Consider the following 25,612-nt stretch of genomic DNA (forward strand, 5'->3'; position numbering starts at 1 on the left):
AAAATATGTTAGAATCTTTAAAAAAAATGTTTTCAGGAAATGAAGGCGACATGCCAGTAAGTACGGGCAGTAAACCTGATATTTCAAGGGAAAAGTCGGCAGAACTGTATGAAAAAGCTAAAAACTATTTTCCGGGAGGAGTAAATTCTCCGGTAAGGGCTTTTAAATCAGTATATGGCACTCCTTTGTTTATTCAAAAGGGAGATGGCTGTTTTGTATGGGATGCCGATGGAAATCAATTTATAGATTTTTGCGGAAGCTGGGGTCCGTTAATCCTGGGCCATAACCATCCAAAGGTTAGGGATAAGGTGACAGAAGTCATGCAGAACGGGATGAGCTTTGGCGCTCCTACAGCTTTAGAAAATGAGCTGGCAGAGCTGATCATCAAAAACAACAAGTTTGTAGAAAAAATCCGTTTCACGAGTTCAGGTACGGAGGCCGTAATGTCTGCGATCAGACTGGCACGTGGATATACAGGTAAAGATAAAATCATCAAGTTTGAAGGTTGTTACCATGGACATACCGATTCTCTATTGGTAAAAGCAGGTTCAGGTTTGGTTACTTTCGGAGAAACTTCTTCGGCAGGTGTTCCTAAATCCTTCGCTCAGGAAACGATTGTGATTCCTTTGAATGATAAAGATGCCATTAAAGCTGCTTTCGAGCAGTTTAAAGATGAAGTAGCGGCAGTGATCATTGAAGGTATTCCGGCAAACAACGGATTGTTGATGCAGGATGTAGAATACATCAAATACTTAGAAAACATCTGTAAAGAAAATAAAGCTTTATTGATTTTTGATGAGGTGATCACCGGATTCAGATTGGGCTTTGAAGGGGCTGCGGCGCATTATGGCGTGAAACCTGATATCGTTACTTATGGTAAAATCATCGGTGGTGGATTGCCGGTAGGAATGTATGGTGCTTCGGCTGAAATCATGGGGCATATTTCTCCTGATGGAGGGGTGTACCAGGCAGGTACCTTATCGGGCAATCCGGTAGCAATGGCAGCAGGGATTGCACAATTAACAGAATTATTGCGTTCAGGATTCTATAAAGAATTGAACAATAAAGCTTCAGAGTTTGCAGAAAGTATTCAGCGCTTTGCAACGGCAAGGAATTACAAATTGAAAGTATTCCATGTAGGGTCTATCTTCTGGTTGGCATTTACGGATAAAGACAAGATCCAGTCGGCGGATGATATTGATCCGACCAGTATGGAGAAATTTAAAGTATTACACAGAGAATTGCTGAACAGAGGAATCTATATCGGTCCTTCAGGATATGAAGTAGGTTTTGTTTCTGCAGCGCATACCAAGATAGAACTGGAGAAAGCGAAAAGAGCAATCCTGGAAAGCCTTGACGTGGTTTTCAGAAATAAGTAAATTAAAAAGTATATTTATAGTATATAAAGCGGGGCACCTTGAAGAAATCAATCGTTATATTTTATTTCATGTTACTGTACTCTTTGGTGCAGTTGATCTCCTGGGGAACGCTTGTCGTAAAGCTGGAGCCCGCAAGGATGGCGATGGTGATGGGAGAGGGGTCCGTATTCTTATTCCTGCTATGTGTGGGTGCCTACTTTTTGCATCAGTCGATCAAAAAAGAAGACCGTTTAAGAGAACAGCAGCAGAATTTTTTACTTTCTGTAACGCATGAGCTTAAATCGCCATTGGCCGCTATAAAATTATCTATACAAACGATTATTAAGCGCGACCTGGACAAAGCCAGACAAACCTCCCTGCTGAACAATTCCTTAAAGGACATTGAACGCCTGGATGATTTGGTAGAAAACATGTTGCTGGCTACGAAAATTGAGAACGGTTCTTATTCTTTCCCTAAGGAAGAGTTTGACTTTTCGGAAATGGTGACTAAAATTACAGACCGGTTACAAATCCACTCCTGTGGATGTGAGCAGGTAATTACCTTATCGGTAAAGCCTGGAGTAAAAGTGGTTGGAGATCAATTCTCTTTATCTTCAGTGGTGACTAACCTTGTCGAAAATGCTGTCAAATATTCAGGTCCATGTGCACATGTAGATGTCGAATTGGCGGAAAAAGATGGTCATGCGTTTTTAAAGGTTTCAGATAGAGGTCCGGGTATTCCTGATGCAGAAAAAATGTTGGTTTTTGATAAATTTTATCGCGTCGGTAATGAGAATGTAAGAAAATCAAAAGGCACAGGATTGGGCCTGTTTATTGTTAAGGAAGTATTACAAATGCACGACGCTGATATTAGCGTTAGAGATAACGTACCGCAAGGTGCTATTTTTGAAATCACATTTAGTTGATAATTATGCAACAGAAATTAAGAATACTACTGGTTGAAGATGAAGACCACTTATTAGATGCCATAAAATTAAACCTTGAACTTGAAGGATACAAAGTTCATGCAGTAAAAGACGGTAAAACTGCTTTAAAAGTTTTTAAGGAAGAACGTTTTAACCTGATCATTCTGGATGTTATGCTTCCTGAAATGGATGGATTCCAGGTGTGTGAAACCATCAGACTGGAAAACACAGAAGTTCCTATTCTTTTCTTAACGGCCAAAAACACAAGTGAAGACCGTGTAATGGGATTGAAAAAAGGAGCTGACGATTATCTGGTAAAACCGTTTAACCTGGAAGAACTGATCTTAAGGGTTGGGATTCTGGTAAAACGCAGCATGAAAGCGGATGACCTTAAAGAAATCAATTCTTATAAAATCGGAGATAAAACGATCTATTTCAACTCTTTTGAATTGAAACAGGACGATGGAGTAATTGTTCCCCTAACGAAGAAAGAGACAATGTTGTTGAAATTGCTAATCGAACGTAAGAACGAAGCAGTATCACGTGAGCAGATACTGGAAACGGTATGGAACTATGATGTTTATCCATCTACCCGTACGATTGATAACTTTATCCTGACTTTCCGTAAGTATTTCGAACCAGATCAGAAAAACCCGGTGTATTTCCATTCCATCAGAGGTGTAGGTTATAAATTCACGGATATTCATTAATGTATAACGCAAAAGGCAGGTATGCCCTGATGGCACTCTTCGTGATTGCGGCAGGAGTATGCCTTTTTTACGATCAAATTCAACTGGCTGTTTTGGCCGGTTTTTTCTTTGCCTTTGTGATCTGGAGTCATTTCAAACACAGCTCCATTTTACTGGCCTCCAAACATTTTAAGAATGGAGATTACGAAAAAACAGAAAAGATATTGGCAGAAGTACCTAATCCCGACCGGTTAGCCCGGAACAGGAGAGGGTATTATGAATTTATGCGTGGCAATATCGCATTGAAAAGAGAAGAATATGATGTGGCTGAACATCATTTTCAAATTGCCAGCCGCTTTCCTCTTGGAGGGAAAAATGATAAGGCTTTTGTATTGATCCATCTGGCCAATCTGGCACTCAGAAAAAAAGATGCAGTGAGGACAAAAGCATATATCGAAAAGGCAAAAGAGCTGGCAGTAACCCCAAAGGCGCAAGAGATAATTAATAAAATAGAGCAAGAAGCAAACCGCTTATAAACAAACAAATTACACATGAATACGTTATTTTTAGATGCCGCACTTTCAAAGCAAACAGAACGTCCACCGGTATGGATGATGCGTCAGGCAGGTCGTTTTATGCCTGAGTACTGGGAAATCAAAAACAAATACTCTTTCCTGGAGATGTGCAAAACGCCTGAAATTGCTGCTGATGTAACGATGTTACCTGTTGATTTGTTGGGTATTGATGCTGCTATTCTTTTCTGTGATATATTAGTCACAGGTGAGGCAATGGGCGGAGATTTGAGTTTTACTCAGGGTGTTGGTCCTAAATTCGCCAATCCTGTACGCAATGCTCAGGATATTGATAACCTGAATGTAGATGTACTGGACAAGTTAGAATATGTAGCTGATGCGATTAAAGTGATTCAGCAACGTTTAAATGGCAGCATTCCTTTGATCGGTTTTGCCGGTGCGCCATTCACCGTAATGAGCTACCTGGTTGAAGGTGGTTCTTCGAAAGATTTCAAGCTGACGAAACTGTTGATGCACAATCATCCGGAACTGGCGCATCGCTTATTGGCGAAAATTGCGAAAGTTACTGCAGATTACCTGAACCTTCAGATTGCTGCAGGCGTAAATGCCATCCAGATTTTTGACAGCTGGGCACTGGCTTTATCATGGAACGATTATCAGGAGTTTTCTCACCGTTATATCCAGGAAATCATTGCCAACCTAAACAGAAAAGACGTTCCTGTCATTTCCTTCTGTAAAGGAAGTTCAGTATTCGCACCGATCATGGCTCAGGCCAACCCGGATGTGATCTCGGTAGACTGGAATGCGGATCTTTTAAACATTAAACAAGCACTTCCTGCAGGTATTGCGGTTCAGGGTAACCTGGATCCACATATTTTATATGCGGATAAGCCAGTGATCAAAAAACATATCCTTCAATTGTTTGAGCGTATGCGTGGAGAGAATGGATTTATCTTTAACCTTGGTCATGGCATCATGCCGGATATCCCATTTGATAACGTAAAATACGCGATTGAAGTGGTTAAAGAATTCAGATACTAAAATATAATAAAGAGGCTGTTTAATGCTAAATAGCCTCTTTTATTGCTAAAATAAATAGAATAATCAATGGAATACTATCGTTACATACTCTCTGTTCATATCATCTTTATGGTAAGCTGGATGGCGGGATTGTTTTATAGTGTTCGCTTGTTTATCTATCATGTAGAGGCAGAGGATAAACCAGAAATAGAGCGGAATATCCTGCAAAGGGAATATGAACGCATAGAAGCCAAACTTTGGCACATCATTACCACTCCGGCGATGACGCTTACGGTTATTGCAGGTGTAAGCATGGTTTATCTGAATCCTGTTTTGTTGCAAACCTCCTGGTTTCATGTAAAACTGGGCTTTGTTGCATTACTACTCATCTATCATTTCCTTTGTCAGAACATCATGTATCAGCTGAAGCTGGGTAAATGCAAAACGAGCTCTTTTAAGCTACGTTTATGGAATGAAGTTGCCACTATCCTCCTGGTGGCTATTGTCTTTACAGTGGTCCTAAAAAGTGCCGTAAATTGGGTTTATGGACTTGTAGGTCTGATTATATTTGCTGTGGTCATTATGCTTGCTGTAAAATGGTACAAACACTACAGGAAAAAGCACGACTGCTAAGCCCTCTCTTATCTTTTTTCATTTTATTTTCTTTTGCATGCAACCTTTCTGTTGTGATGCACATCTTCTATATACCAAACAGACAATGATTTTGACGCAGTATAAGATAGAGGAACTCATGGAAGGCTGTAAAGCCGGTAAGCGAAAGATGCAGGAAGCGCTTTATCAGCAAACCGCGTCGAAAATGCTGGCGGTTTGTATGCGCTATGCTAAAGACAGAATGGAAGCGGAAGACGTATTACAGCTGGGTTATATTAAGATCTTTCAAAAGGTGGCAGAATATAGAGGAGATGGTTCTTTTGAAGGCTGGATGAGAAGAGTAATGGTCAACACCGCGATTGAAAGTTACCGTAAGAACCTGAGGACCTTAAATGTGGTTCCGATTGAAGATGCTTATGAACAGCCTTCTACCGGATTTGACTTTAGCAGGTTGGGGATGCAGGATTTATTGAAAGTGATACAAAAACTTTCAGATGGATATAGAATGGTATTCAATATGTACGCCATCGAAGGATATTCTCATAAGGAAATTGCCGCGACACTGGGCATCTCTGAAGGAGCAAGTAAATCGCAATTGTCGAGAGCAAGGGCGATCTTAAAAGAAGAGATTATAAAAATGGAGGGTATAGATTATGCAAGCTATGCAGGATAAAGATTTTGATCAGTTGTTTAAAGACAGGTTTGAGGAGGCCGAGATTCAGCCTTCTTCCAACTTATGGAGCAATATTGAAAGCGAACTGACACCGAAGAAAAAAAGGAAATTTCCTGTTTACTGGGCAGCAGCGGCAGTAGTGGTCATTGCGACAACCATTGGTTTGCTTTCTCAGAAAACGGAGTCTTTAAAATTACAGGGAAATGCTGCTGAAACGACTGCTCAGATAGAAAAGGTTCCAGTAGTGCCATCTAGGCTGAATACCGTGGCTGAAGAACCGGTTGTTGAGCCTGAAAGTACACCATTGATATTGGCACCGAAAGTAAAACTGGAGAACCTGGTTCGTAAAAATAGTCAGGTGGCGGTGCAACCAAATCTGGAGGTTAAGCGTCAACAGGTTAAAGTGATAGATGTTGTTCCTGAGCAGAAAGAAGAAATGGTTACTTTAGAAAAGGAGATCATGATCGCAAAAATAGATCCGCCAGTGGTACCTGAACAGAGCAATCAAATCGCAGAGACGGAAGTCCGGGAACGAAAAGGCATCAGGAATGTGGGAGATGTGATCAACTTTGTGGTGGATAAATTAGATAAAAGAGAAAAGAAAATTATACAATTCAAGACGGATGATGACGACAATTCTTCTTTAATAGCAGTCAACATTGGCATTTTGAAATTCAATTCAAGAAAGAACAAATAAGATAAGGATACACAGATCAAACCAATTATATGAAAAGATTATTACTGACAACACTTTTGGTAAGCGGACTTGCCGGTGTTATGGCTCAAAGCGCATTTGCACAACAGGATAGTACCCGGACAAAACGTAGAGTAACCATCTCTGTAGGTGGTGAAACCAGCATTTCTATTGGTAAGGTGCAGAGTGACAGCGTTAAAAAAGCCAAGGCTGCAGAAGGTCGTTTTATCGGAGGGATCACCTTTACCAGATTAGACTGGGGATTCACCAGACTGGTAGATAATGGCAGTTTTTCTTTATCGAAAGACAACGAATTCCTGGATTATACGGGTGGGAAATCAAGTACTTTCTCCTTTGATGTCCTTCAGTTTGGTTACCGCTTTAATCCTAATTTTAAGATCTATGTGGCTGGAGGTTTTGACTGGACAATGATCCGCCTGAAAAAGAACATCACCTTGCTTAAAAACAGCCCGACAATGGCTTACACTGAAGAAGAGATCAACTTCTCCAAAAACAGGTTATCGAGCAGTTATGTGCATATTCCATTGAATTTTGAATTCCGTACCAAAGAAAACTCCAACGGAAAACGCTTTTACTTTGTAATTGGCCCTGAAGTAGCCTTCCTGTTAAATGGAAAAGTAAAACAGATCAGCAAAGAGAGAGGAAAAGAGAAGATTAAAGACGACTATAATTTTGAGCCTTTCCGTTATGGTGGAACCGTTCGTATAGGTTATGGCGCAATTGGGCTCTTTACTAAATATTATTTCAATGATATGTTTACCACTACTGCTCAAAAAGGGCTGAGAAATATGTCCTTCGGTGTCACCTTAGGATTGTAAAAAAGAAACACACGCACACAAATATAATCGGAAGCCGTCTCGTCATTAGTTGATGAGGCGGCTTTTTACATAGAAACAAGAAAAACCGGCTCCTGCTCTTTTCATGACGGTTGTAAATACTTTATCTTTACAGGGTGAAGGAACAAATCATCAGCGTTAAAAACATCAGCAAACAATACCAGCAGGAGCAAGCTTCAGGAGTACAGGATATCAGCTTTGATATTAACAAAGGAGAGATCATTGCCATTATCGGCGAAAGTGGAAGTGGGAAATCGACCCTGCTGAAATGTATCTATGGATTACTGAGTGTTGATGAAGGAGAAGTCACTTTTAAAGGAGAACGCATCCTCGGCCCAAATGAACAATTGATTCCTGGTCATAAGGAGATGAAAATGGTGACTCAGGATTTCTCCCTGAACATTTATGCGAAAGTATATGACAATATCGCTTCCATGATGGCCAATACAGATGTGCATTATAAACATGAAAAAACCATGGAAATGATGCTTCATCTGCATATTGATCACCTGAAAGATAAAAAGATTACGCAACTGAGTGGGGGAGAACAACAAAGGGTAGCCATCGCAAAAGCATTGGTAACGAATACTTCTGTACTGTTACTTGATGAGCCTTTTAGCCAGGTGGACGCCTTATTGAAAAATCAATTGAGGGCAGATATTAAACGAATTGCTGCGGAGACCGGAGTAACAGTGATTATGGTTTCTCATGATCCTGCTGACGGGTTATTCTTAGCCGATGAATTGTTGATCCTAAAGGATGGACATCTGATGCAGCGCGGAAAACCTGCGGAGATTTATAATCATCCAAATCATATTTATACTGCCCGGATGTTGGGAAATGCCGTTGTACTGAATACGGATGAAGCCAAAAAACTCGGTCTTGAAATCAAGGAAGGCAACGCCGTATTTTATCCGGAATGGGTAGAGTTAACCAATTCCTGGAACAGCAGACGTTTTGAGGTGAAGGATGTTTATTATAAAGGTTTTTATGAGGAACTGTTGCTGGAAAGAAATGGAGTAACGATCAGGGCGATACAGTTGAATAGAGGAGAGCATAAAAAAAACGACCATGTTCAAGCGAACATTGGTCGTTTTTTAAAACTATAGTAAGCTTTTATAACTTAGGTTACATCTCTTGATGGAATCAGAACGACTTTAAAACGGATTGGCACAGTTGGTTTCTTGGGATTTTCAGTAGCAAAATTGGCTCTTTGAATATCGAAAGAAAGTCCACCTTTAAATTGCTCATAACTGTAGCTTGTTCCTTCAAAAGTGTAAGGCAGCTGTATGTAGCTATCAACATTGACTGGATGATCACTGTAAACTAAAATCCCTTCAATATCCACATTAAGCTGATCGATTTCAGGAATAGAAATCTCCGCGTTGTAGGTAGAATTATCCGTTGTTGGTTTCCATTGACTGGGTTGAATCGTAAGAATAATTGTTCTATTAGATGTCTCCTGGACAACCGTGTCTTTTTTGCACGAAGCTAAACCAAGTGTAGCTGTGCTGATGAGTAATAATAAGAGTCTTTTCATATGATTTGTGTGTTTGATGTTCGTATAGCAAATCTGTTGCCATAAAATTACAATTTTGCTTTTACTTATACTGTAATTAAAATGATATACGGAATAATATTATGATTCTGTGGAGGTGTTTGATATTTTGTAATATTTTTTCGGAATACTGGAGTGCTTTGTATCGGAATTATGGTATACTATACCACGGAATATCCAACTGAAATGGAGTAAAAAATACTCGGTCTGTTGGTTGTTTTGAAAATCCTCCAAAGAATTTCTGCTGCTACTAATGGCGGAAATTTTTGGAGGATTTAATGTGAAGTAAGAGAAATAAAGTCCTTAATTATAAAGTTTATATCTTCAATTTAGTCTTTGCTCCTATCTAAGACCACCAGAAAAAACTCTATTTTTTCCAATGGAGCTGTATTCTCAATATTGTTTGACTTAATAATCAAGTTTCCTTGAGTAAATTCGTAATCGAAATTATTGTTTTTAAATGAAGCTGGAATATTGACCGTTTCAGTCCTTGAACGGCCGCCTCCGATGGCTATAGTCTGACCAATAATTTGAATCGACCGAATATAAGCATCTACTACATCAGGGAAAATATTAGGAATTGAGAAAGAATAACTTTTTCCGTCAGGATTCTTCAACCATTGACTCGGGTCAACAAAAAATTGTTTTGCTTGGGCACCTCCATGACGTTCTGGAGGTATAGGAGCAGGTAAGGGATAGGCGTAGAAAGCAATTCCTAGATTTTGGAGACCTTTTACTTCATTTCTTGGAGAATATTTTACAACTCTTCGACTTGACGGAGACATATCATAATGCTTATAGATCGGGACTGTACCTTTGACTTGATGACCGAAGGCATAGAATGCTTTTTGAAAAATCTCTCGACGTAAATTGTTCACTCTATCAGTATCGAAATAAGCGTATCCCTGATCCCCAAGTTCACTATAACTATATATAGCTCTTGAATCTTTTACACGTTGGTTGTAAGCATAAAATTCTGAGTTATATCTTTCCTTATCTGAAGGGGATGATGTTAAAGAGTATCCCCCTTTTTTAGTTTGCACACTATAAAAAAGAACAGAATCAGCCTTGACTATAGGTTCTAGATCTGGTTTAGGGTTTGGATCAGGGGTTGAAACTTGTTCAATTAGGTAACTTCTCCCGTCAAAACTCATATTGGGGAAACTCTGTTTATTTCTTATATAGGATAGGATGATAGATCTACTTCTGCTTACTTTAGAATTGTCAATTCTGCATGTTAACACTGTATCAAGAAAAACATTGTTCTGTTTAAAGTTTGCAATAGCAATGTTGTGAGGAGATTCAAATAAGATGATATCTCCTTTGTCGGTTGTGGTAGATAATCTTACAGTTACATCAAAAGGCATCCAGGTTGGAGGGGCCATTGTTTTAAATTCTCTAACAAATCCAACTTTATACTTTATGTCAGTATAAGCATCATTGCTTAGTTTTATTTGTCCATTAGTCAGGTATTCTGACAAAATTTCAAACTTATCTATCTTACCATAAAATACAGTTTGAGCTTTTGATTGAGTCCAGGCAAGAAGTAGAAACAAAATCAGTGTATGGTATTTTAAGTGTGTCATTTCTTACTTATATTTTTTGAACGTAAATAAGATTCTGTTAATCCTTTTCGATCAATCTGATCGTAGTCCCCAATTGAAAATTGTTCAGTTTTTTCATTGTATTGGATGTCACTAGGTTTAATGTTGACCATATCAGCAAAATAAGCTTTCAGGATGTCAATTGAAATTTGTGTAGTTTTTTCTATCTCTACTGGAACTAATTTTTCAGTTTTTTTGCAACCAAAGGTCAATGAACTGCATAAAAAAATGAAAAGAAATGTGTTTTTAAGTGTTTTATTCATAAGCTTAATTGTAATTGTGTGTTTGTAAAAATACATTTAATTGTTGTTTAATGTATTTTTTTTGTTTTTTTATTAATTTTGCTTAATCCATTCGTGACTTCTGAACCGTTATCAATGGCTACTGAACAATTAATAAGGTTCACATTGTTCGTTATTAGGTTGATTTTATGCCTCAGAAGAGAAAAATAAAAAGAAATTTGAGAATAGAGTGTATAAGTCTTTGAATGGTGTGAATCGTAATTTCTATTATTTCGGAATGTTTTATGGAATCTTTTGGGGAGTCTAAATACTATTAGGCGGGTGTCTTTTTCAACCAGTATTTTTTAATCGAATATATTCTTAAATTCTTTCTCTTGATACACCAATATCTTTATCGTATCGTTGACGGTCTTTTGATAAGATATTCCGCTTTTTTACTTAACTGGCATATTCCTACGATAAAAAAAAGATGCGTTTTTTAAGTTTTTGAAAATTATCTTTTTGTCGTATGAAAGGGTAATCCGGATGCTAAATTCGTAATAGCGTCAGCCATGCGCTGAATCCTCGTTTGAACAACCGGCGATTCCATCAGCCACTGAAAACACTCTTGCTGTTTCGCCTTGCTCAATTTCTGAAACGAAGCCCAGGCTGCTGGCTCATCCTTCAAACATTCAATAAAATCTTCAGGAATGATTTCGGAAACCGGTTCGCTATCGTCGTATAATACAATCCGAACATAATCACCTGCCTGTTTTCCGATCTGCTTACGTATTTCTGCCCTTACAGTAATAAACAACATTTCTTTCATTGGCATCAACGCAGTGTCTTTTACTTCGTAGCTGTCAATAAAACCCCTTACTTTTCTTGTTCCGAAAGGTCTGTGTTTATCTTTTGAGATACCTGGAAGACGCGCAAAAGTCCAGCCTCCCTTACCTGGAAATTTCTCCAAGAGTATCTCCTCATTGATCAGTTGCTGTTGTTCCATGTAATTTTTTAATGCTTTTGATAGTTAAAGCGCTAATGAAGGATAAAATTAGAAAAAACTTTCTGTCGGGATATCAAATACTTTATGAATTTAGTTTTATTGAAGTATCAGCGTAGTAATCATCTATTTCTCAATTGAATAAGCAGGTTCCTGATTGCGAATGTTAGGGAGTTTTTTTGACCTATAATAGAGGTCTTAAATCAATTTAATGAATTTTATTTCTTAAATATCGTTTTTAAGGATGTAAAATGTACTTTTGATCAAAATTATTAAATAATATAATCTAAAATTTAATTGAATATTCTATCACATCTTTTTAAGAAAAATTACTATGAAAAACAATTTTTACCTATTCCTTATTGTATTTGCAATAGCGGCCTCCTCTTGTAAAAAGCAAGATTCCTCAGTCAAAGATGAAATTAAACGAGATGTTGAGCTGGAAGGTGATCACTTAGCATTCAAGGACTATTCAACCTTTGTCGATTATTTCAAAGTTGTTAGCAGTATGAATAAAAGTCAGCGGGAACAGTGGGAAAAGTCTCTGAATTTTACATCTATGCAAACTGCATATGAGCACTTTAATGAAGAACTTAACGAGCTTGAAAAGGGATCGAAAGAAAATTATTTCAAAGGATTCTCGAGCCTTAAGCTAAAATATAACGAGAGTCTTCTATTTACGGAGAACAGTTATAGAATAAACAATTCCGGTATTAGTGAAGCTATACTAACAAATAAAAATGGTTTCGTTAAAGTTGGTAAGGATTATTTACATTTCAAAGAAAGTGGAGTGACCACCTATAAGGGAACTTCATTTGAAAAAGCTGAACAGTTAAGCAAATCAAATTTGGTTTCCACAGAAAATCTTAGCCTTACTGCTCCAACAAGAAATAGTTTTACTCCAGTAATGGGACAATGGAATATCATTAATAAAGAGAGAGGACGCGTCCTTTTTAGGAATAAGGCTTACAATTTACATACAGATGCATTAGGTTATGAAAGTTTTGCTGCATTGGAGGGGCAAGCAGAACATTTAAATATTTTTGGTACCTGGAGAGGTGTTAGAATGGCACTTAGCTTGTCTAGATCAACTACACCTGGTCGGTATGGTTTATCTCCGCTTTTACGAATTGAATATAATAATCTAGCAAATACTTTTGATGGTTTTACAGACTCTGCAAATCCTCCTCGAGGAACTCGCGGAGATGATCCTGTACCCAGTGTTCTGAAAACAAATTTGGTTGAATTAAACCCGAATTTCTTTCAAGGTCTTGATAATGTTGAGCGTTTTGATAGGGTCATGTGTGTTACGAAAGGTATTGCTGGAAATCCTAGTGCGGCGCTTTCCATTGCTGGAGCTTCTGGGAGCCAGCTATTGAACTTTGCTGTAGATTCAGGACACTCAGAATCAGTAGACGTCTATTGGAGAGGAGTATCTATGGAAAATGTAAACATTTCGGCATATATATTACCTGGTAGCGGGCTTGCATCACATCCTCAGGTAATTTTTGATCTATTTAGTTTGTACGGAAGGTCTTATGTGCAATATCAATAAATAGCACCTTAAAAAGCCCGGTTCAATTCTGTTGAGCCGGGCTGCGTGATGATATCTATTGTTGTTATAGTTTTACCTTGTTGAAGCACAATTAAGGATAAATATTGCCTATTTTTAATGAATGTAATTGGCTACTTCCTGATTTTACTTCTAAATGCAAATAGATTGTAACTATTGTTTCTTTTGTACGTCTTATCGTTAATTAATAAAAATATTAACGATTAAACTTTTAAAAGCGTGAAAAAATTATTACTATCATTAACGGTCCTAACAGGTTTGGGTCTAACTGCTTCGGCACAAACAAGCCCTATTAAATTTGGGGTTAAAGCCGGTGCAACATTCTCAAATATGTCGTTCTCTGGTTCCGGAGTTAACGAAACGGGCAAATTAAATACTTCATTCTATGTTGGCGGTGTTGTAGATATACCGGTAAGTGAAATGTTCTCTGTGCAGCCTGGTCTTTCGTACATTGGAAAAGGCACGAAAGATTCGGGAGATTTTTCTGAGTTCGGCGAGGGTGGTTCAGGTAAAGCAGAAGCAACCCTAAACCCATTTTATCTGGAAATCCCGGTAAATATTGTCGCTAATTTTGAAGCAGGAAGTGGTAAGTTCTTTGTTGGAGCTGGTCCTTACTATGCAATTGGTATAGCCGGAAAGGTTAAAGTTAAAGCAACAGAGGGCTCTAGTTCAGTTGAAGTGAAGGAAGATATTGAATATGGAGATGACAAAGCATTCAAACGTGGTGACTTCGGTATTAATCTGCTAACAGGTTATCAGTTAACTAATGGCTTTAATATCCACGCAGGATATGGCCTTGGTTTAAGCAATATTATAAATGCTGGTGGTGAAGGGAAAGCTAAAAACAGAGTACTTTCTGTTGGCTTAGGTTATTCTTTCTAATCAAAATAATAGATCACAAAAAAGCCCGGTTCAATTCTATTGAGCCGGGCCGGGTGATCCTATCTATTGTTGTTATACCAGATATTCGAAAAGTGTCTGATCGTTATTCAATTCAATAATCTCAAATTTAAACTCCTTCATTCTTTGCAATAGCGCATCGTAATCTGTTGGTTTTGCCAATTCGATGCCTACCAATGCAGGACCATTTTCCCGATTGGTTTTTTTGATAAACTCAAAACGGGTGATGTCGTCATGAGGACCCAACACATTATTTACAAATAGCTTCAATGCTCCTGGTCTCTGTGGAAAGCGAACGATGAAATAATGCTTTAATCCTTCAAAGAGTAATGATTTCTCTTTGATCTCCTGCATTCTTTCAATGTCATTGTTACCGCCACTTACGATACATACCACTGTTTTACCTATGATCTGAGTTTTGATCTGATCTAAGGAAGCTACAGCAAGTGCACCTGCGGGTTCTACCACAATGGCATCCTCATTATATAACTTCAAGATCGTCGTACAGATTTTTCCCTCCGGGATCAGCAACATTTGATTCAACAGTTCCTTGCAATACTCAAAAGTGAGATTTCCTACTCGTTTTACTGCCGCACCATCTACAAAACGATCAATGTCGCCCAGTAGAACGGGAGCACCAGTATTTAACGCATGTTTCATAGAAGGCGCACCTTCAGGTTCCACACCGATCAGTTGAATTCCAGGTTTCAGGTTTCTCAGATAGCTGCCTACACCCGAAGCAAGTCCGCCACCACCGATAGGCATGATCACGATGTCGAGTTCAGGAAGGTCTTCAAAGATTTCCACACCCACCGTTCCCTGACCTTCAATCACCTTTGTATTATCGAAAGGAGGGATAAAAGTCATACCATTGGCTGCGGTATATTCTAATGCTTCTTTTAAGCAATCGTCAAAAGTATCACCTACAAGGATGATTTCTATATGGTCACCACCAAACATTTCTGTTTGTTTCACCTTTTGCCTCGGGGTAATTTCCGGCATAAAAATAACCCCTTTGATGTTCAGTTTTTTACAGGAATGTGCTACACCCTGCGCATGATTTCCTGCACTTGCACAGACCACACCCTGTGCCATTTGTTCCGGCTCCAGTGTGCTGATCATGTTGTAAGCACCTCTTAGTTTATAGGAGCGTACCAATTGCAAATCTTCTCTTTTCAGGTAAATATTCGCCTGGTATGTTTTAGAAAGTCCTGCATTATATTCCAAAGGGGTACGTTTTACCGTACCTTTCAATCGTTCTGCTGCCGCCAGAAAATCCAGTACAACTTCTTTTTCTACACTCATCTTATATAAATTTATTCATTGCATCCAGATAGGCATTGGCCGAAGCCTTTACGATATCTGTACTAAAACCATAGCCTACATAAGATTTTCCTTCATAGGAAACCTTCATGTTTACTTTACTCACATCATCACTTCCGCCATGCATGGCCTGGATGGTAAATTCCTTCAGTGTGATGTCCTTTCCGACAATCGTCTGAATCGCTTTGATCGTCGCATTTACAGGTCCGTTTCCGGTGGCCATTGCTTCTTTCTCCACACCATCATATTCCAGTCTGATGCTGGCCGTAGGGCTCAACGGATCACCACAAAGCACTTGTAACAAGTTCAGTTTGTATCCGTTTTTTACTGCGCCTTCTTCCGTATCACTCATTAGATAAAGAATATCATCATCACCGATCGTTTTCTTCTCATCTGCCATGATCAGGAAGCGTTCATAGACCTGATCCAGGTTCAACCTGTCAATCTCATAACCCAAGCGCTCTAAGTGATGCTTTAAGGCATGACGACCGCTACGTGCAGTTAAAATGATGTCTGCTGAATTTAAGCCTACATCTTCCGGATTGATGATCTCATAGTTTTCTCTATGTTTCAAAAATCCATCCTGATGAATACCAGAGCTGTGTGCAAATGCATTCTGACCGATAATCGCTTTGTTCGGTTGTACCGGCATGTGCATCATGCGGCTCACCATCGAGCTGATCTCTGTGAAATGCTTGCTGTTGATGTTTGTTTTTAAGTTCAGTGCATGGTGTGTTTTTAAAACCATGGTTACTTCTTCCAGCGCTGTGTTCCCTGCACGCTCTCCAATTCCGTTGATGGTACATTCCACCTGACGGGCACCGTTGATCAATCCTGCAAGGCTATTAGCCGTCGCCAGGCCTAAATCATTGTGACAGTGTACAGAGATAATTGCCTGGTCTATATTTTTAACGTTTTCTTTTAAATAAAGGATCTTCGAACCATACTGATCCGGAAGGCAATAACCATTCGTATCAGGAATGTTTACTACTGTAGCTCCGGCAGCAATTACTGCTTCGATCATTTGCGCTAAGAATACATTGTCTGCGCGACCTGCATCTTCTGCAAAAAACTCAATATCCTCTACAAACTTTTTCGCATATTTTACCGCTTCAACTGCTCTTTGAAGGATGTCTTCTCTGGTGCTGTTGAATTTATATTTGATGTGCATGTCTGAAGAACCAATTCCAGTATGGATTCTCGGTCTTTTCGCATATTGTAAAGCCGCAACAGCAGAATCGATATCTTTTCTGTTGGCGCGGGTTAAGGCACAGATAATCGGTTCGCGTACTGCTTTAGACAGTTCTACTACACTTTGAAAATCACCAGGGCTGGAAATAGGGAAGCCAGCTTCAATTACATCCACTCCAAGTGCTTCCAGTGCTTTTGCAATTTCAATTTTTTCAGGAGTTGCCAACTGGCAACCCGGTACTTGCTCACCATCACGTAAGGTGGTGTCAAACACATAGACTCTATTAGGATCGTGTAACATAATTCTTGGAGTTTAGGGATTAGTTTTCTGTGTAATATATTTCAAGACCAATTGTCCCATTTCTTTGGTTCCAAGAACTTTGTAAGGGTTGGTCGTATCGTCTGCAATGTCATTTGTTCTGAAACCTTCTTTCAGTACCTGATCTACCGCATCAATGATCACTTTTGCTTCATCTTTTAGTCCGAAGCCGATTTCCAGCATCAGGGATACCGACAGGATCGAAGCAAGCGGGTTGGCCAGGTTCTTTCCGGTGATGTCATGCGCAGAACCATGGATCGGTTCAAAAAATCCAGTGCTTTCGCCTACAGAAGCAGAAGCGAGCATACCCATGGAACCTGCAATCTGCGAAGCTTCATCCGTAAGGATATCACCAAAAAGGTTGGCGGTTAGTACGACGTCAAACTGTTTAGGATCTTTGATCAGCTGCATTGCTGCATTGTCAATGAACATATGGTCGGTTTGTACTTCCGGATATTCCTTTGCGATCTGTTGTACGGTTTCTCTCCATAATCTGGAGCTTTCCAATACGTTTGCTTTATCTACAGAACACAATCTTTTTCTACGTTGCATTGCGGCTTCAAATGCTTTACGGGCAATTCTTTCTACCTCATAACGATGGTAGATCATCAAATCAGAAGCGGTATTGTTGTCATCAGAGCGGGTTTTCTCTCCGAAATAAACATCACCTGTCAGCTCCCTGAAAAACAGGATGTCTGTGCCTTTTAATATACTGGGTTTAATGCTGGAAGCATTCAATAATTCGTCAAACAATAAAATAGGGCGCAGGTTGGCATATAAACCTAATTCCTTGCGGATTTTAAGCAATCCCTGCTCAGGGCGTACTTTTAAAGAGGGGTCGTTGTCATACTTCGCATGACCTACCGCCCCAAAAAGAATGGCATCACTTTTTTTAGCTTTTTCCAGCGTTTCATCGGGTAGTGGATTGCCTGTTGCTTCAATTGCTGCATGGCCCATCAGTGCCTCGTCATAACTGAAATCATGTCCGAAACCTTTGGCAATTTGTTCCAATACTGCTTTACCCCAAGTGGTCACTTCAGGTCCGATTCCGTCGCCGGGAATAACTAATATATTTTTCTTCATCGTTCTAGATAGTTTGTAACATCGGTTCTACGGATTTTACTGCTCCGTTTTCTAATAAAATTCTTTTCTCTAAACAACTTGGTAGTTGTGATTCAAAATGGCCAACATAGATTAAGGTTGTTCCATTTTTGCACAGTTCATCCACCAGCTTGTTAAAATGTTGTGTTTGTTGTTGATCCAATCCCTGACAAGGTTCATCAAGTATCAGGATCTCCGGATTTTTGATAATGGTCCGGGCCAGTAAGGTCAATCGTTGCTTGCCCAGAGGAAGCTCGTTCATTAACCTGTTTTTATATTCCGTTAATCCGAAATAACTGATCAGTTCCTCTACTTGTTTATGTTTGGTTGCACCCGGATTGCAGAACAAGCCCGAGCTGTCGTAAAATCCGGAGGCAATACTTTGCCATACTGTCGCAGAAGCATCAAAATACCAGTGTAATTCAGGGGATATTAAGCCAATGCGCTCTTTGATCTCCCAAATGCTTTCACCTGTTCCTCTTTTATTGCCGAACAGGTAAAAGTTATTGGAGTAGGCTTGTGGATGATCGCCGGCAATTAAACTCAATAAAGTTGATTTTCCGGAGCCATTATAACCTTGCAAAAGCCATTTCTCTCCTGAGTTTACTTCCCAGTTGATGTTTTTCAATACCTGTTTCCCGCTATAACTGATGTTAACATCGATCATTTTGATGATGTGATCAGCAGTGGAGGAAACCGCGACATTGTTTAAAAACGAAGGAACAGGCTTGCTGATTTCTTCTACGACATCCAAAGCACGATCTTCAAAGGAAATCTCCGTTAACGCGCCTTCCCGGATCTCTGCAACGCGATTGATCACCGCAGGAAGTTCTGTTTCATTGCTAATTAAGATCAACTGTGTTCCGGCTGCAGCAATTTCTTCCAGTAAAATATTTAAATTTTTGCGGGAAAGGGTATCCAGGCCGTTATAAGGTTGGTCCAGAATTAACAATTGAGGTTTTAACCATAAGGCTTTTACCAATTGTAATTTTTTATGTTCTCCGCTGGATAACTGGATCAACGGAGCATTTTTTAAAGCACTAAAGTCTAGGGCTTCTAAAATGTGCTCAATTTCTTCAAATTGAAGCCCGTGTTCCTTGCCATAAATTTCCAATTCAGCGATTACTGTAGCTGTCGTTACCGTAACTGAACTGTTATAGCGTTGCTGATAATAGAAGTTTGAAGCACCTTCAAGGTCTTTAAACTGATACCAGTTGGCCACATAATGTACCAAAGCTGGTAAGGTGCTTTCCGGATTGAAGCTGATGTTGACCTCTCCGTTAGGAACAGGAATTAAGCCCGCAATGGCTTTGGCCAATGATGTTTTTCCGGTTCCACTCGATCCACACAATAACCAGTTGTCATTGCGGTTTATTACCCAGCTCAAATCCTGTAACACCGGTTGTTGGTGATACTTTAGATTAAAGTGGGCGATATGGACGACGGGTTGTGACATTATCTGTTTTGTTCAAATTCTACGACCAATTGCTTTTGGTTTAAGATGAAATCGATGTCATCATAACCATTGATTAAGCAAGATTTTTTATAAGGGTTGATCTCGAAATCAGTTTTAGATCCGGTGACCACATTCGTTACTGTTTGTGCTTCTAAATCAACATCAAGGGGGGCAGTATTATCCTGACCTACCGTGCTGAAGATCTCGGCTAAGAACTCGTCGCTCACTTGAATTGGCAATAAACCATTATTCAATGCATTTCCTTTAAAGATGTCGGCAAAGAAACTGCTGATTACGACATCAAAACCTGCATCCTGAATGGCCCAAGCTGCGTGCTCGCGACTACTACCGCAACCAAAGTTCTTTCCTGCTACTAAAATCCTGCCCTTAAAAGCCGGATTGTTTAACACGAAATCTGTTTTTAGGGTATTGTCACCATTGTAACGCCAATCGCGGAATAAGTTTTCACCGAAACCTTCGCGCGTTGTTGCCTTTAGAAACCTGGCCGGAATGATCTGGTCGGTATCTATATTCTCTATATTTAAAGGCACAATTGCCGAGGTTAGTTTTTCGAATTTTCTCATGGTCGTTCTATTTAAGCGTGTGCAGATTCGTTCAATAAAGTTCTTACATCCGTAACCCTTCCGGTAATGGCAGCAGCTGCTGCGGTAAGTGGACTGGCTAAAAATGTGCGGGAATCTGGACCTTGTCTTCCTTCAAAGTTTCTGTTGGAAGTAGATACACAGTATTTTCCTGCAGGGATCTTATCTTCATTCATACCTAAACAAGCACTGCATCCAGGCTCACGCAACTGGAATCCTGCGGCTTCAAAGATTTTATCCAATCCTTCAGCAATTGCTTGCTGTTCAATTTGCTTGGAACCAGGTACGATCCAAACGGTTACGTTTTCTGCCTTCTGACGACCTTTTACAAATTCCGCCACTTCGCGTAAATCTTCCATTCTGGAATTGGTACAGCTCCCGATAAATACATAATCAATAGGTTTGCCTACCAATTCTGTATCCTGTTCGATGCCCATATAATCCAATGCTTTCTGGAAAGATGCCTGCTCCGAAGAAACCTGACTTGCCGTAGAAGGAATATGTTCTGCGATGCCCATTCCCATTCCAGGATTTGTTCCGTAAGTGATCATTGGGCTGATGTCTGTTGCATCAAAGGTTAAAACGCTGTCAAATTGAGCGTCAGCATCGCTGTATAATGTTTTCCAGTAGGCCAGTGATTTGTCCCACTCTTCACCTGCAGGTGCAAATTCTCTGCCTTTAATGTAATCGAAAGTGGTTTGATCAGGGGCAATTAAACCACCTCTGGCACCCATTTCAATGCTCATATTACAGATCGTCATTCTGGCTTCCATACTTAAAGCCTCAATGGTAGAACCTGCATATTCAATAAAATAACCTGTACCACCGGCAGCAGATATTTTAGCGATGATGTATAGAATAATGTCTTTAGCAGTAACTCCTTGTCCTAATTCACCGTTCACCTCAATTTTCATGGTTTTAGGTTTCTGCTGCAATAAACATTGCGTGGCAAAAACCTGCTCCACCTGAGAAGTACCGATCCCGAATGCAATGGCACCAAAAGCACCATGTGTAGAAGTATGGCTATCTCCGCAAACCATAGTTTTTCCTGGTAAGGTGATGCCCAGTTCCGGACCGATCACGTGTACAATTCCCTGGAAAGGATGACCTAAACCATAAAGCTCAATGCCAAATTCTGCACAGTTTTTGGTTAACATGTCTACCTGGTAACGGGAAAGTTCTTCTTTAATGGGTTGCAGCTGGTTTAAGGTAGGCACATTATGATCTGCCGTAGCCACAGTTTGCTGCGGACGGAAAACAGGCAAGCCTCTTTTGCGCAGACCATCGAAAGCCTGAGGGGAAGTCACCTCGTGTATCAAGTGTGTATCGATATATAAAATATCCGGAAATCCGACTTCACTCTTTACCACATGGGCATCCCAAATTTTTTCTACTAATGTTTTTGACATTTTTTATTGCTTTGTAAAGGACTCAGGCCTTTAAAACCTGAGTCCTTCTAATTTTATGATTAGGCAGTTTTAATAGATTTCATTGCAGTCATTGCCTTTCTTAATTCAGCACCTACAACTTCCACCTGATGTGAACGGATCACTTCATTTACGGAGATCAATGTTCTGTTATCTACAGCACCATCTTTACCTTCGTTGAAGTTTTTACCGATCAGGTCAGTATCAACTTTAGTCATGAAATCTGCCAGAAGTGGTTTACAAGCATGGTCAAATAAGTAACAACCATATTCTGCAGTATCAGAAATCACCCTGTTCATTTCAAATAATTTTTTACGGGCAATGGTGTTTGCAATTAGCGGAGTTTCGTGTAATGACTCGTAGTAAGCAGACTCTGGTTTAATTCCAGCCTCTACCATCGTTTCGAAAGCCAATTCCACACCTGCTCTTACAAAAGCGACCATTAACAATGCGTTGTCAAAATATTCCTGTTCGCCAATTTTAACATTGCCGGCAGGAGTTTTCTCAAAAGCAGTTTCGCCAGTTGCCGCACGCCATGCCAATAGGTTTTTATCACCAGCAGCCCAATCTTCCATCATTACACGGCTAAACTCACCGCTCATGATGTCATCCTGATGCTTTTGGAATAAAGGACGCATGATCGTTTTCAATTCTTCAGAAACCTCAAATGCTTTGATCTTAGCCACATTGCTCAATCTGTCCATCATCGCCGTGATACCACCTTGTTTCAAGGCTTCAGTGATCACTTCAACACCATATTGAACCAATTTAGAAGCGTAACCAGCATCAATTCCTTTTTCAATCATTTTATCAAATGAAAGGATAGAGCCTGTTTGCAATAATCCGCAAAGGATCGTTTGCTCGCCCATTAAATCTGATTTTACTTCAGCCACGAAAGATGATTTTAAAACACCTGCTTTGTGGCCACCTGTTCCAACGCAATAGGCTTTAGCCTGATCCAGACCTTTTCCTTCCGGATCGTTCTCAGGGTGAACCGCAATTAGAGTAGGTACACCGAAACCACGTACATATTCTGCTCTTACTTCACTACCCGGGCATTTAGGAGCCACCATGATTACCGTAATGTCTTTACGGACCTGCATGCCTTCTTCCACAATGTTGAAACCATGTGAGTAAGACAATGTAGCACCTTGTTTCATCAAAGGCATTACTGCAGTAACTACCGAAGTATGTTGTTTATCAGGAGTCAGGTTAATCAATACATCAGCTGTAGGGATTAACTCTTCATAAGTACCTACGGTAAAGTTATTCTCTGTCGCATTTTTCCAGGAATCTCTTTTACCTTCAATCGCTTCTTTACGCAAAGTATAAGAAACATCTAAACCGCTATCTCTTAAATTTAAACCTTGGTTCAATCCTTGTGCGCCGCAACCGATGATTACCAGCTTTTTTCCTTTCAGGGCATTTACGCCGTCCAGGAATTCAGAGCTGTCCATGAAATCGCATACACCCAATTGGTTTAATTTTTCTCTAAGAGGTAGTGTGTTAAAATAGTTTGACATCGTTTTTAATGGTTATTTATAGGTTCTAATTTTTTGTTTAATATTTATTTACAGAAAGGCTTTCGGCCTTCAAATTACATACTGAATACGTTTTTCTCTTTATCAAGAAATTCGTTTTCAATTACTTCCTGTCCTGGCTCTCTGCGTTCAAACTCTCTGAGTTTACGGTTAAAGCCTTCACTGTCCTTGATGATCGCCACCCTTGCACTTCTGACAAATTCGATCAGTCCGTAAGGTTGTAATACTTCGATCAGCTTGTCCGTTTCTTCGCGGTGACCGGTCGTTTCAAACACGGTGTAATCTTTACGGATCACTACCGCTCTTGCGCCATTTTCACGCAACAAACGTTCTACCGATACCAGCTCCGCGATCGTGTCGGTAGGCACTTTATAAAGTGCCATTTCCTGCCAGATGATGTCTTCATTGGTGTTGAAATATACTTTCAATACCTCTACCTGTTTTTCAATCTGACGGGCCAGTTTGCGCACCACTTCTTCAGTTTCGTGAATCACGATGTTGAAACGGTGGATGTGCTCAATCTCCGAAGGAGAAGTATTTAAAGTATCTATATTGATTTTTCTTCTTGAAAAAATAATGGCAATACGGTTCAGTAATCCGATTTGATTTTCCGTGTATACCGTGATCGTAAATTCCTGTTTTTCGTTTATTTCTTGAGAACTGCTCATGATCTGCTAATTATTTAAGTCTGATTTCACTTACACTGCTTCCTTGCGGAACCATTGGGAATACATTGTGTTCTTTGGCTACCATAACCTCTAAGAGGAAGGAACCTTTATGGTTTAACATTTCTTCTAATGAGCTTACCAGATCTTCACGTTCAGAAACCTTTTTACCGGCGATATAATAAGAATCGGCAAGTTTGACGAAATCAGGACTGGTAATGTCTACGAAAGAGTAGCGTTTCTCATGGAACAATTGCTGCCATTGGCGAACCATACCCAGGAACCTGTTGTTCAGAATCATGATCTTCACATCGATTCCACTTTGCATGATCGTACCCAATTCCTGAAGCGTCATCTGGAAACCACCATCACCGATTACAGCAACTACGGTCCGGTCTGGCGCACCAAATTTAGCACCGATTGCTGCAGGTAAGCCGAAGCCCATGGTCCCTAAACCACCACTCGTAATGTTACTTCTCGTATGGTTAAACTTCGCATAACGACAAGCCACCATTTGATGCTGACCCACGTCAGTTACGATGATTGCTTCGCCTTTGGTCAGGATATTTAACTGGTTGATGACTTCACCCATGGTTAACTCTCCGCTTTGCGGGTTTAACTCGTTATGGATCACTGTTTCCAACTCTGTTTTATCATAAGCCCTGAACTCGGCCAACCATTCTTTATGTTCTTTCTGATCCACTAAAGCGGTCAAAAGAGGAAGGGTTTGCTTACAATCGCCCCATACCGGAACTTCTGCTTTTACGTTTTTATCGATCTCAGCTGGATCGATATCCAGGTGGATTACTTTTGCCTGTTTCGCATATTTATCTAAACGTCCCGTTACACGGTCGTCAAAGCGCATTCCTATGGCAATCAGTACATCACAAGCATTTGTTTGTACGTTTGGACCATAGTTGCCATGCATGCCTAACATACCCACATTTAACGGGTGATCTGTAGGAATTGCACCTGCACCCATAATTGTCCATGCCGCCGGAATGCCTGTTTTTTCTACAAAAGCTTTAAATTCCTGCTCTGCATTTCCTAAAGAAACACCCTGTCCGAAAAGGATGAAAGGTTTCTTTGCGGAATTGATCAGCGCAGCTGCTTGTTCGATATACTCTTTGCGGATGTTTGGTCTCGGGCGGTAACTGCGGACATGATCGCAAGGTACATAGCCTTCATAATCAAACATTTGCAATTGTGCATTTTTGGTAATGTCGATCAATACCGGGCCAGGTCTGCCGCTGCGGGCGATGTAAAAAGCTTTTGCCAATACACTCGGGATTTCCGTTGCATCAGTGATCTGGTAATTCCATTTCGTTACCGGAGTAGTAATGTTAATTACATCCGTTTCCTGGAAAGCATCTGTTCCTAAAAGGTGTGCATATACCTGTCCGGTGATGCAAACCATAGGCGTACTGTCGATCTGTGCATCTGCCAAACCGGTTACCAGGTTGGTTGCTCCCGGGCCACTCGTAGCGAATACGACGCCGACTTTGCCGGAAGTACGTGCATAACCTTGTCCGGCATGGGTGCCGCCTTGTTCATGACGTACTAAAATATGTTTTAACTTGTCTTTATAATCGTATATCGCATCATAAATAGGCATGATGGCACCACCAGGATAACCAAAAATGGTATCCGTGCCTTCAGCTATTAATCCTTCCAATAAAGCGACAGAACCAGAAACATTTACTGTTTTCTTTGGCTCTGTTAAGGTTGTTGCTTCCTCTTGTGCAGTGTTCATTGTTTTATTTTTA

At 40.0% G+C, this 25,612-nt stretch carries 25 protein-coding genes; 12 read left to right on the top strand and 13 right to left on the bottom strand.

Annotation, left to right across the window (positions count from 1 at the left end):
* Positions 1-5 precede the first annotated feature (5 nt).
* The 10 genes from hemL (at position 6) to AAFF35_RS02510 (ending at position 8,471) form a co-directional block, all read left to right on the top strand.
* Positions 6-1,379 carry a glutamate-1-semialdehyde 2,1-aminomutase gene (gene hemL / locus AAFF35_RS02465; RefSeq protein ID WP_342330736.1) on the top strand — a complete coding sequence of 458 codons (1,374 nt, stop codon included), beginning with the start codon at positions 6-8 and terminating at the stop codon, positions 1,377-1,379.
* A 68-nt stretch (positions 1,380-1,447) separates the two neighbouring features.
* Complete coding sequence (locus AAFF35_RS02470) at positions 1,448-2,284, top strand: HAMP domain-containing sensor histidine kinase (RefSeq protein ID WP_143010555.1); 837 nt, start codon at positions 1,448-1,450, stop codon at positions 2,282-2,284.
* 5 nt (positions 2,285-2,289) lie between these two features.
* Positions 2,290-2,994, top strand: a complete 705-nt coding sequence (locus AAFF35_RS02475) for a response regulator transcription factor (RefSeq protein ID WP_015809248.1) — start codon at positions 2,290-2,292, stop codon at positions 2,992-2,994.
* Positions 2,994-3,509, top strand: coding sequence for a hypothetical protein (locus AAFF35_RS02480; RefSeq protein ID WP_342330741.1), 516 nt, complete (start codon positions 2,994-2,996; stop codon positions 3,507-3,509). The genes AAFF35_RS02475 and AAFF35_RS02480 overlap by 1 nt, the downstream gene beginning before the upstream one ends.
* Positions 3,510-3,524: 15 nt before the next feature.
* Complete coding sequence (gene hemE / locus AAFF35_RS02485; RefSeq protein ID WP_073229867.1) at positions 3,525-4,547, top strand: uroporphyrinogen decarboxylase; 1,023 nt, start codon at positions 3,525-3,527, stop codon at positions 4,545-4,547.
* Positions 4,548-4,613: 66 nt separating this feature from the next.
* Positions 4,614-5,159, top strand: coding sequence for a CopD family protein (locus tag AAFF35_RS02490; RefSeq protein WP_342330743.1), 546 nt, complete (start codon positions 4,614-4,616; stop codon positions 5,157-5,159).
* A gap of 85 nt (positions 5,160-5,244) precedes the next feature.
* Positions 5,245-5,811, top strand: a complete 567-nt coding sequence (locus AAFF35_RS02495) for an RNA polymerase sigma factor (protein ID WP_342330745.1) — start codon at positions 5,245-5,247, stop codon at positions 5,809-5,811.
* Positions 5,801-6,508: a hypothetical protein gene (locus tag AAFF35_RS02500; protein WP_342330746.1), complete on the top strand. Its 708-nt coding sequence runs from the start codon at positions 5,801-5,803 to the stop codon at positions 6,506-6,508. The genes AAFF35_RS02495 and AAFF35_RS02500 overlap by 11 nt, the downstream gene beginning before the upstream one ends.
* Positions 6,509-6,537: 29 nt before the next feature.
* The gene (locus tag AAFF35_RS02505) at positions 6,538-7,344 is read left to right on the top strand and encodes an outer membrane beta-barrel protein (RefSeq protein WP_342330748.1); all 807 of its coding nucleotides are present in this window, start codon (positions 6,538-6,540) and stop codon (positions 7,342-7,344) included.
* Between the two features lie 134 nt (positions 7,345-7,478).
* Positions 7,479-8,471, top strand: coding sequence for an ABC transporter ATP-binding protein (locus AAFF35_RS02510; protein WP_342330749.1), 993 nt, complete (start codon positions 7,479-7,481; stop codon positions 8,469-8,471).
* Between the two features lie 14 nt (positions 8,472-8,485).
* On the opposite strand, the gene AAFF35_RS02515 is transcribed toward AAFF35_RS02510, so the two are convergent.
* The 4 genes from AAFF35_RS02515 to AAFF35_RS02530 form a co-directional block, all read right to left on the bottom strand.
* The gene (locus AAFF35_RS02515; protein WP_342330751.1) at positions 8,486-8,902 is read right to left on the bottom strand and encodes a hypothetical protein; all 417 of its coding nucleotides are present in this window, start codon (positions 8,900-8,902) and stop codon (positions 8,486-8,488) included.
* 347 nt (positions 8,903-9,249) lie between these two features.
* Positions 9,250-10,506, bottom strand: coding sequence for a hypothetical protein (locus AAFF35_RS02520; protein WP_342330752.1), 1,257 nt, complete (start codon positions 10,504-10,506; stop codon positions 9,250-9,252).
* Positions 10,503-10,787 (bottom strand): hypothetical protein, encoded by a 285-nt coding sequence (locus tag AAFF35_RS02525; RefSeq protein ID WP_342330754.1) that lies wholly within the window; start codon positions 10,785-10,787, stop codon positions 10,503-10,505. Before AAFF35_RS02525 ends, AAFF35_RS02520 begins: the two co-directional genes overlap by 4 nt.
* Positions 10,788-11,259: 472 nt before the next feature.
* Positions 11,260-11,751 (bottom strand): YdeI/OmpD-associated family protein, encoded by a 492-nt coding sequence (locus AAFF35_RS02530; RefSeq protein WP_342330756.1) that lies wholly within the window; start codon positions 11,749-11,751, stop codon positions 11,260-11,262.
* A 331-nt stretch (positions 11,752-12,082) separates the two neighbouring features.
* Between AAFF35_RS02530 and AAFF35_RS02535 the strand changes: the two genes are divergently transcribed.
* A complete protein-coding gene (locus AAFF35_RS02535) occupies positions 12,083-13,303 on the top strand; it encodes a hypothetical protein (RefSeq protein WP_342330757.1) in 1,221 nt (406 codons plus the stop codon).
* Positions 13,304-13,540: 237 nt separating this feature from the next.
* A complete protein-coding gene (locus tag AAFF35_RS02540; RefSeq protein ID WP_342330758.1) occupies positions 13,541-14,203 on the top strand; it encodes a porin family protein in 663 nt (220 codons plus the stop codon).
* A gap of 72 nt (positions 14,204-14,275) precedes the next feature.
* Here the strand turns inward: AAFF35_RS02540 and ilvA are convergent, their stop codons facing one another.
* From ilvA to ilvB, 9 genes are all read right to left on the bottom strand, one after another.
* Positions 14,276-15,526 carry a threonine ammonia-lyase IlvA gene (ilvA, locus tag AAFF35_RS02545; protein ID WP_342330759.1) on the bottom strand — a complete coding sequence of 417 codons (1,251 nt, stop codon included), beginning with the start codon at positions 15,524-15,526 and terminating at the stop codon, positions 14,276-14,278.
* 1 nt (position 15,527) lies between these two features.
* Positions 15,528-17,036: a 2-isopropylmalate synthase gene (locus AAFF35_RS02550; RefSeq protein ID WP_342330761.1), complete on the bottom strand. Its 1,509-nt coding sequence runs from the start codon at positions 17,034-17,036 to the stop codon at positions 15,528-15,530.
* A 12-nt stretch (positions 17,037-17,048) separates the two neighbouring features.
* On the bottom strand, positions 17,049-18,137 hold the full coding sequence (gene leuB / locus AAFF35_RS02555; protein ID WP_342330762.1) for a 3-isopropylmalate dehydrogenase: 1,089 nt from the start codon (positions 18,135-18,137) through the stop codon (positions 17,049-17,051).
* 4 nt (positions 18,138-18,141) lie between these two features.
* Positions 18,142-19,611: an ATP-binding cassette domain-containing protein gene (locus AAFF35_RS02560; protein ID WP_342330764.1), complete on the bottom strand. Its 1,470-nt coding sequence runs from the start codon at positions 19,609-19,611 to the stop codon at positions 18,142-18,144.
* On the bottom strand, positions 19,611-20,195 hold the full coding sequence (leuD, locus tag AAFF35_RS02565; protein WP_342330766.1) for a 3-isopropylmalate dehydratase small subunit: 585 nt from the start codon (positions 20,193-20,195) through the stop codon (positions 19,611-19,613). The genes AAFF35_RS02560 and leuD overlap by 1 nt, the downstream gene beginning before the upstream one ends.
* Before the next feature lie 11 nt (positions 20,196-20,206).
* Positions 20,207-21,622, bottom strand: coding sequence for a 3-isopropylmalate dehydratase large subunit (gene leuC / locus AAFF35_RS02570; protein WP_342330768.1), 1,416 nt, complete (start codon positions 21,620-21,622; stop codon positions 20,207-20,209).
* A gap of 59 nt (positions 21,623-21,681) precedes the next feature.
* On the bottom strand, positions 21,682-23,163 hold the full coding sequence (gene ilvC / locus AAFF35_RS02575; protein ID WP_342330769.1) for a ketol-acid reductoisomerase: 1,482 nt from the start codon (positions 23,161-23,163) through the stop codon (positions 21,682-21,684).
* Positions 23,164-23,237: 74 nt separating this feature from the next.
* Positions 23,238-23,849 carry an acetolactate synthase small subunit gene (ilvN, locus tag AAFF35_RS02580; protein ID WP_124580257.1) on the bottom strand — a complete coding sequence of 204 codons (612 nt, stop codon included), beginning with the start codon at positions 23,847-23,849 and terminating at the stop codon, positions 23,238-23,240.
* A gap of 10 nt (positions 23,850-23,859) precedes the next feature.
* Entirely contained in the window at positions 23,860-25,599 is a 1,740-nt protein-coding gene (gene ilvB, locus AAFF35_RS02585) for a biosynthetic-type acetolactate synthase large subunit (RefSeq protein WP_342330770.1), read from the bottom strand.
* Between the last annotated feature and the right edge of the window lie 13 nt (positions 25,600-25,612).

This window comes from Pedobacter sp. FW305-3-2-15-E-R2A2, assembly GCF_038446955.1.
Lineage (GTDB): Bacteria > Bacteroidota > Bacteroidia > Sphingobacteriales > Sphingobacteriaceae > Pedobacter.

What these genes read in the sequence shown, in the direction of transcription:
- AAFF35_RS02505 (WP_342330748.1), top strand. Translation starts at nt 6,538, where the DNA reads ATGAAAAGATTATTACTGACAACACTTTTGGTAAGCGGACTTGCCGGT.
- leuC (WP_342330768.1), bottom strand. Translation starts at nt 21,622, where the DNA reads ATGTCAAAAACATTAGTAGAAAAAATTTGGGATGCCCATGTGGTAAAG.
- ilvA (WP_342330759.1), bottom strand. Translation starts at nt 15,526, where the DNA reads ATGAGTGTAGAAAAAGAAGTTGTACTGGATTTTCTGGCGGCAGCAGAA.
- leuB (WP_342330762.1), bottom strand. Translation starts at nt 18,137, where the DNA reads ATGAAGAAAAATATATTAGTTATTCCCGGCGACGGAATCGGACCTGAA.
- AAFF35_RS02480 (WP_342330741.1), top strand. Translation starts at nt 2,994, where the DNA reads ATGTATAACGCAAAAGGCAGGTATGCCCTGATGGCACTCTTCGTGATT.
- AAFF35_RS02520 (WP_342330752.1), bottom strand. Translation starts at nt 10,506, where the DNA reads ATGACACACTTAAAATACCATACACTGATTTTGTTTCTACTTCTTGCC.
- AAFF35_RS02515 (WP_342330751.1), bottom strand. Translation starts at nt 8,902, where the DNA reads ATGAAAAGACTCTTATTATTACTCATCAGCACAGCTACACTTGGTTTA.
- hemE (WP_073229867.1), top strand. Translation starts at nt 3,525, where the DNA reads ATGAATACGTTATTTTTAGATGCCGCACTTTCAAAGCAAACAGAACGT.
- ilvB (WP_342330770.1), bottom strand. Translation starts at nt 25,599, where the DNA reads ATGAACACTGCACAAGAGGAAGCAACAACCTTAACAGAGCCAAAGAAA.
- ilvN (WP_124580257.1), bottom strand. Translation starts at nt 23,849, where the DNA reads ATGAGCAGTTCTCAAGAAATAAACGAAAAACAGGAATTTACGATCACG.
- ilvC (WP_342330769.1), bottom strand. Translation starts at nt 23,163, where the DNA reads ATGTCAAACTATTTTAACACACTACCTCTTAGAGAAAAATTAAACCAA.
- leuD (WP_342330766.1), bottom strand. Translation starts at nt 20,195, where the DNA reads ATGAGAAAATTCGAAAAACTAACCTCGGCAATTGTGCCTTTAAATATA.
- AAFF35_RS02525 (WP_342330754.1), bottom strand. Translation starts at nt 10,787, where the DNA reads ATGAATAAAACACTTAAAAACACATTTCTTTTCATTTTTTTATGCAGT.
- AAFF35_RS02535 (WP_342330757.1), top strand. Translation starts at nt 12,083, where the DNA reads ATGAAAAACAATTTTTACCTATTCCTTATTGTATTTGCAATAGCGGCC.
- AAFF35_RS02500 (WP_342330746.1), top strand. Translation starts at nt 5,801, where the DNA reads ATGCAGGATAAAGATTTTGATCAGTTGTTTAAAGACAGGTTTGAGGAG.
- AAFF35_RS02560 (WP_342330764.1), bottom strand. Translation starts at nt 19,611, where the DNA reads ATGTCACAACCCGTCGTCCATATCGCCCACTTTAATCTAAAGTATCAC.
- AAFF35_RS02550 (WP_342330761.1), bottom strand. Translation starts at nt 17,036, where the DNA reads ATGTTACACGATCCTAATAGAGTCTATGTGTTTGACACCACCTTACGT.
- AAFF35_RS02470 (WP_143010555.1), top strand. Translation starts at nt 1,448, where the DNA reads ATGTTACTGTACTCTTTGGTGCAGTTGATCTCCTGGGGAACGCTTGTC.
- AAFF35_RS02490 (WP_342330743.1), top strand. Translation starts at nt 4,614, where the DNA reads ATGGAATACTATCGTTACATACTCTCTGTTCATATCATCTTTATGGTA.
- AAFF35_RS02475 (WP_015809248.1), top strand. Translation starts at nt 2,290, where the DNA reads ATGCAACAGAAATTAAGAATACTACTGGTTGAAGATGAAGACCACTTA.
- AAFF35_RS02530 (WP_342330756.1), bottom strand. Translation starts at nt 11,751, where the DNA reads ATGGAACAACAGCAACTGATCAATGAGGAGATACTCTTGGAGAAATTT.
- AAFF35_RS02495 (WP_342330745.1), top strand. Translation starts at nt 5,245, where the DNA reads ATGATTTTGACGCAGTATAAGATAGAGGAACTCATGGAAGGCTGTAAA.
- hemL (WP_342330736.1), top strand. Translation starts at nt 6, where the DNA reads ATGTTAGAATCTTTAAAAAAAATGTTTTCAGGAAATGAAGGCGACATG.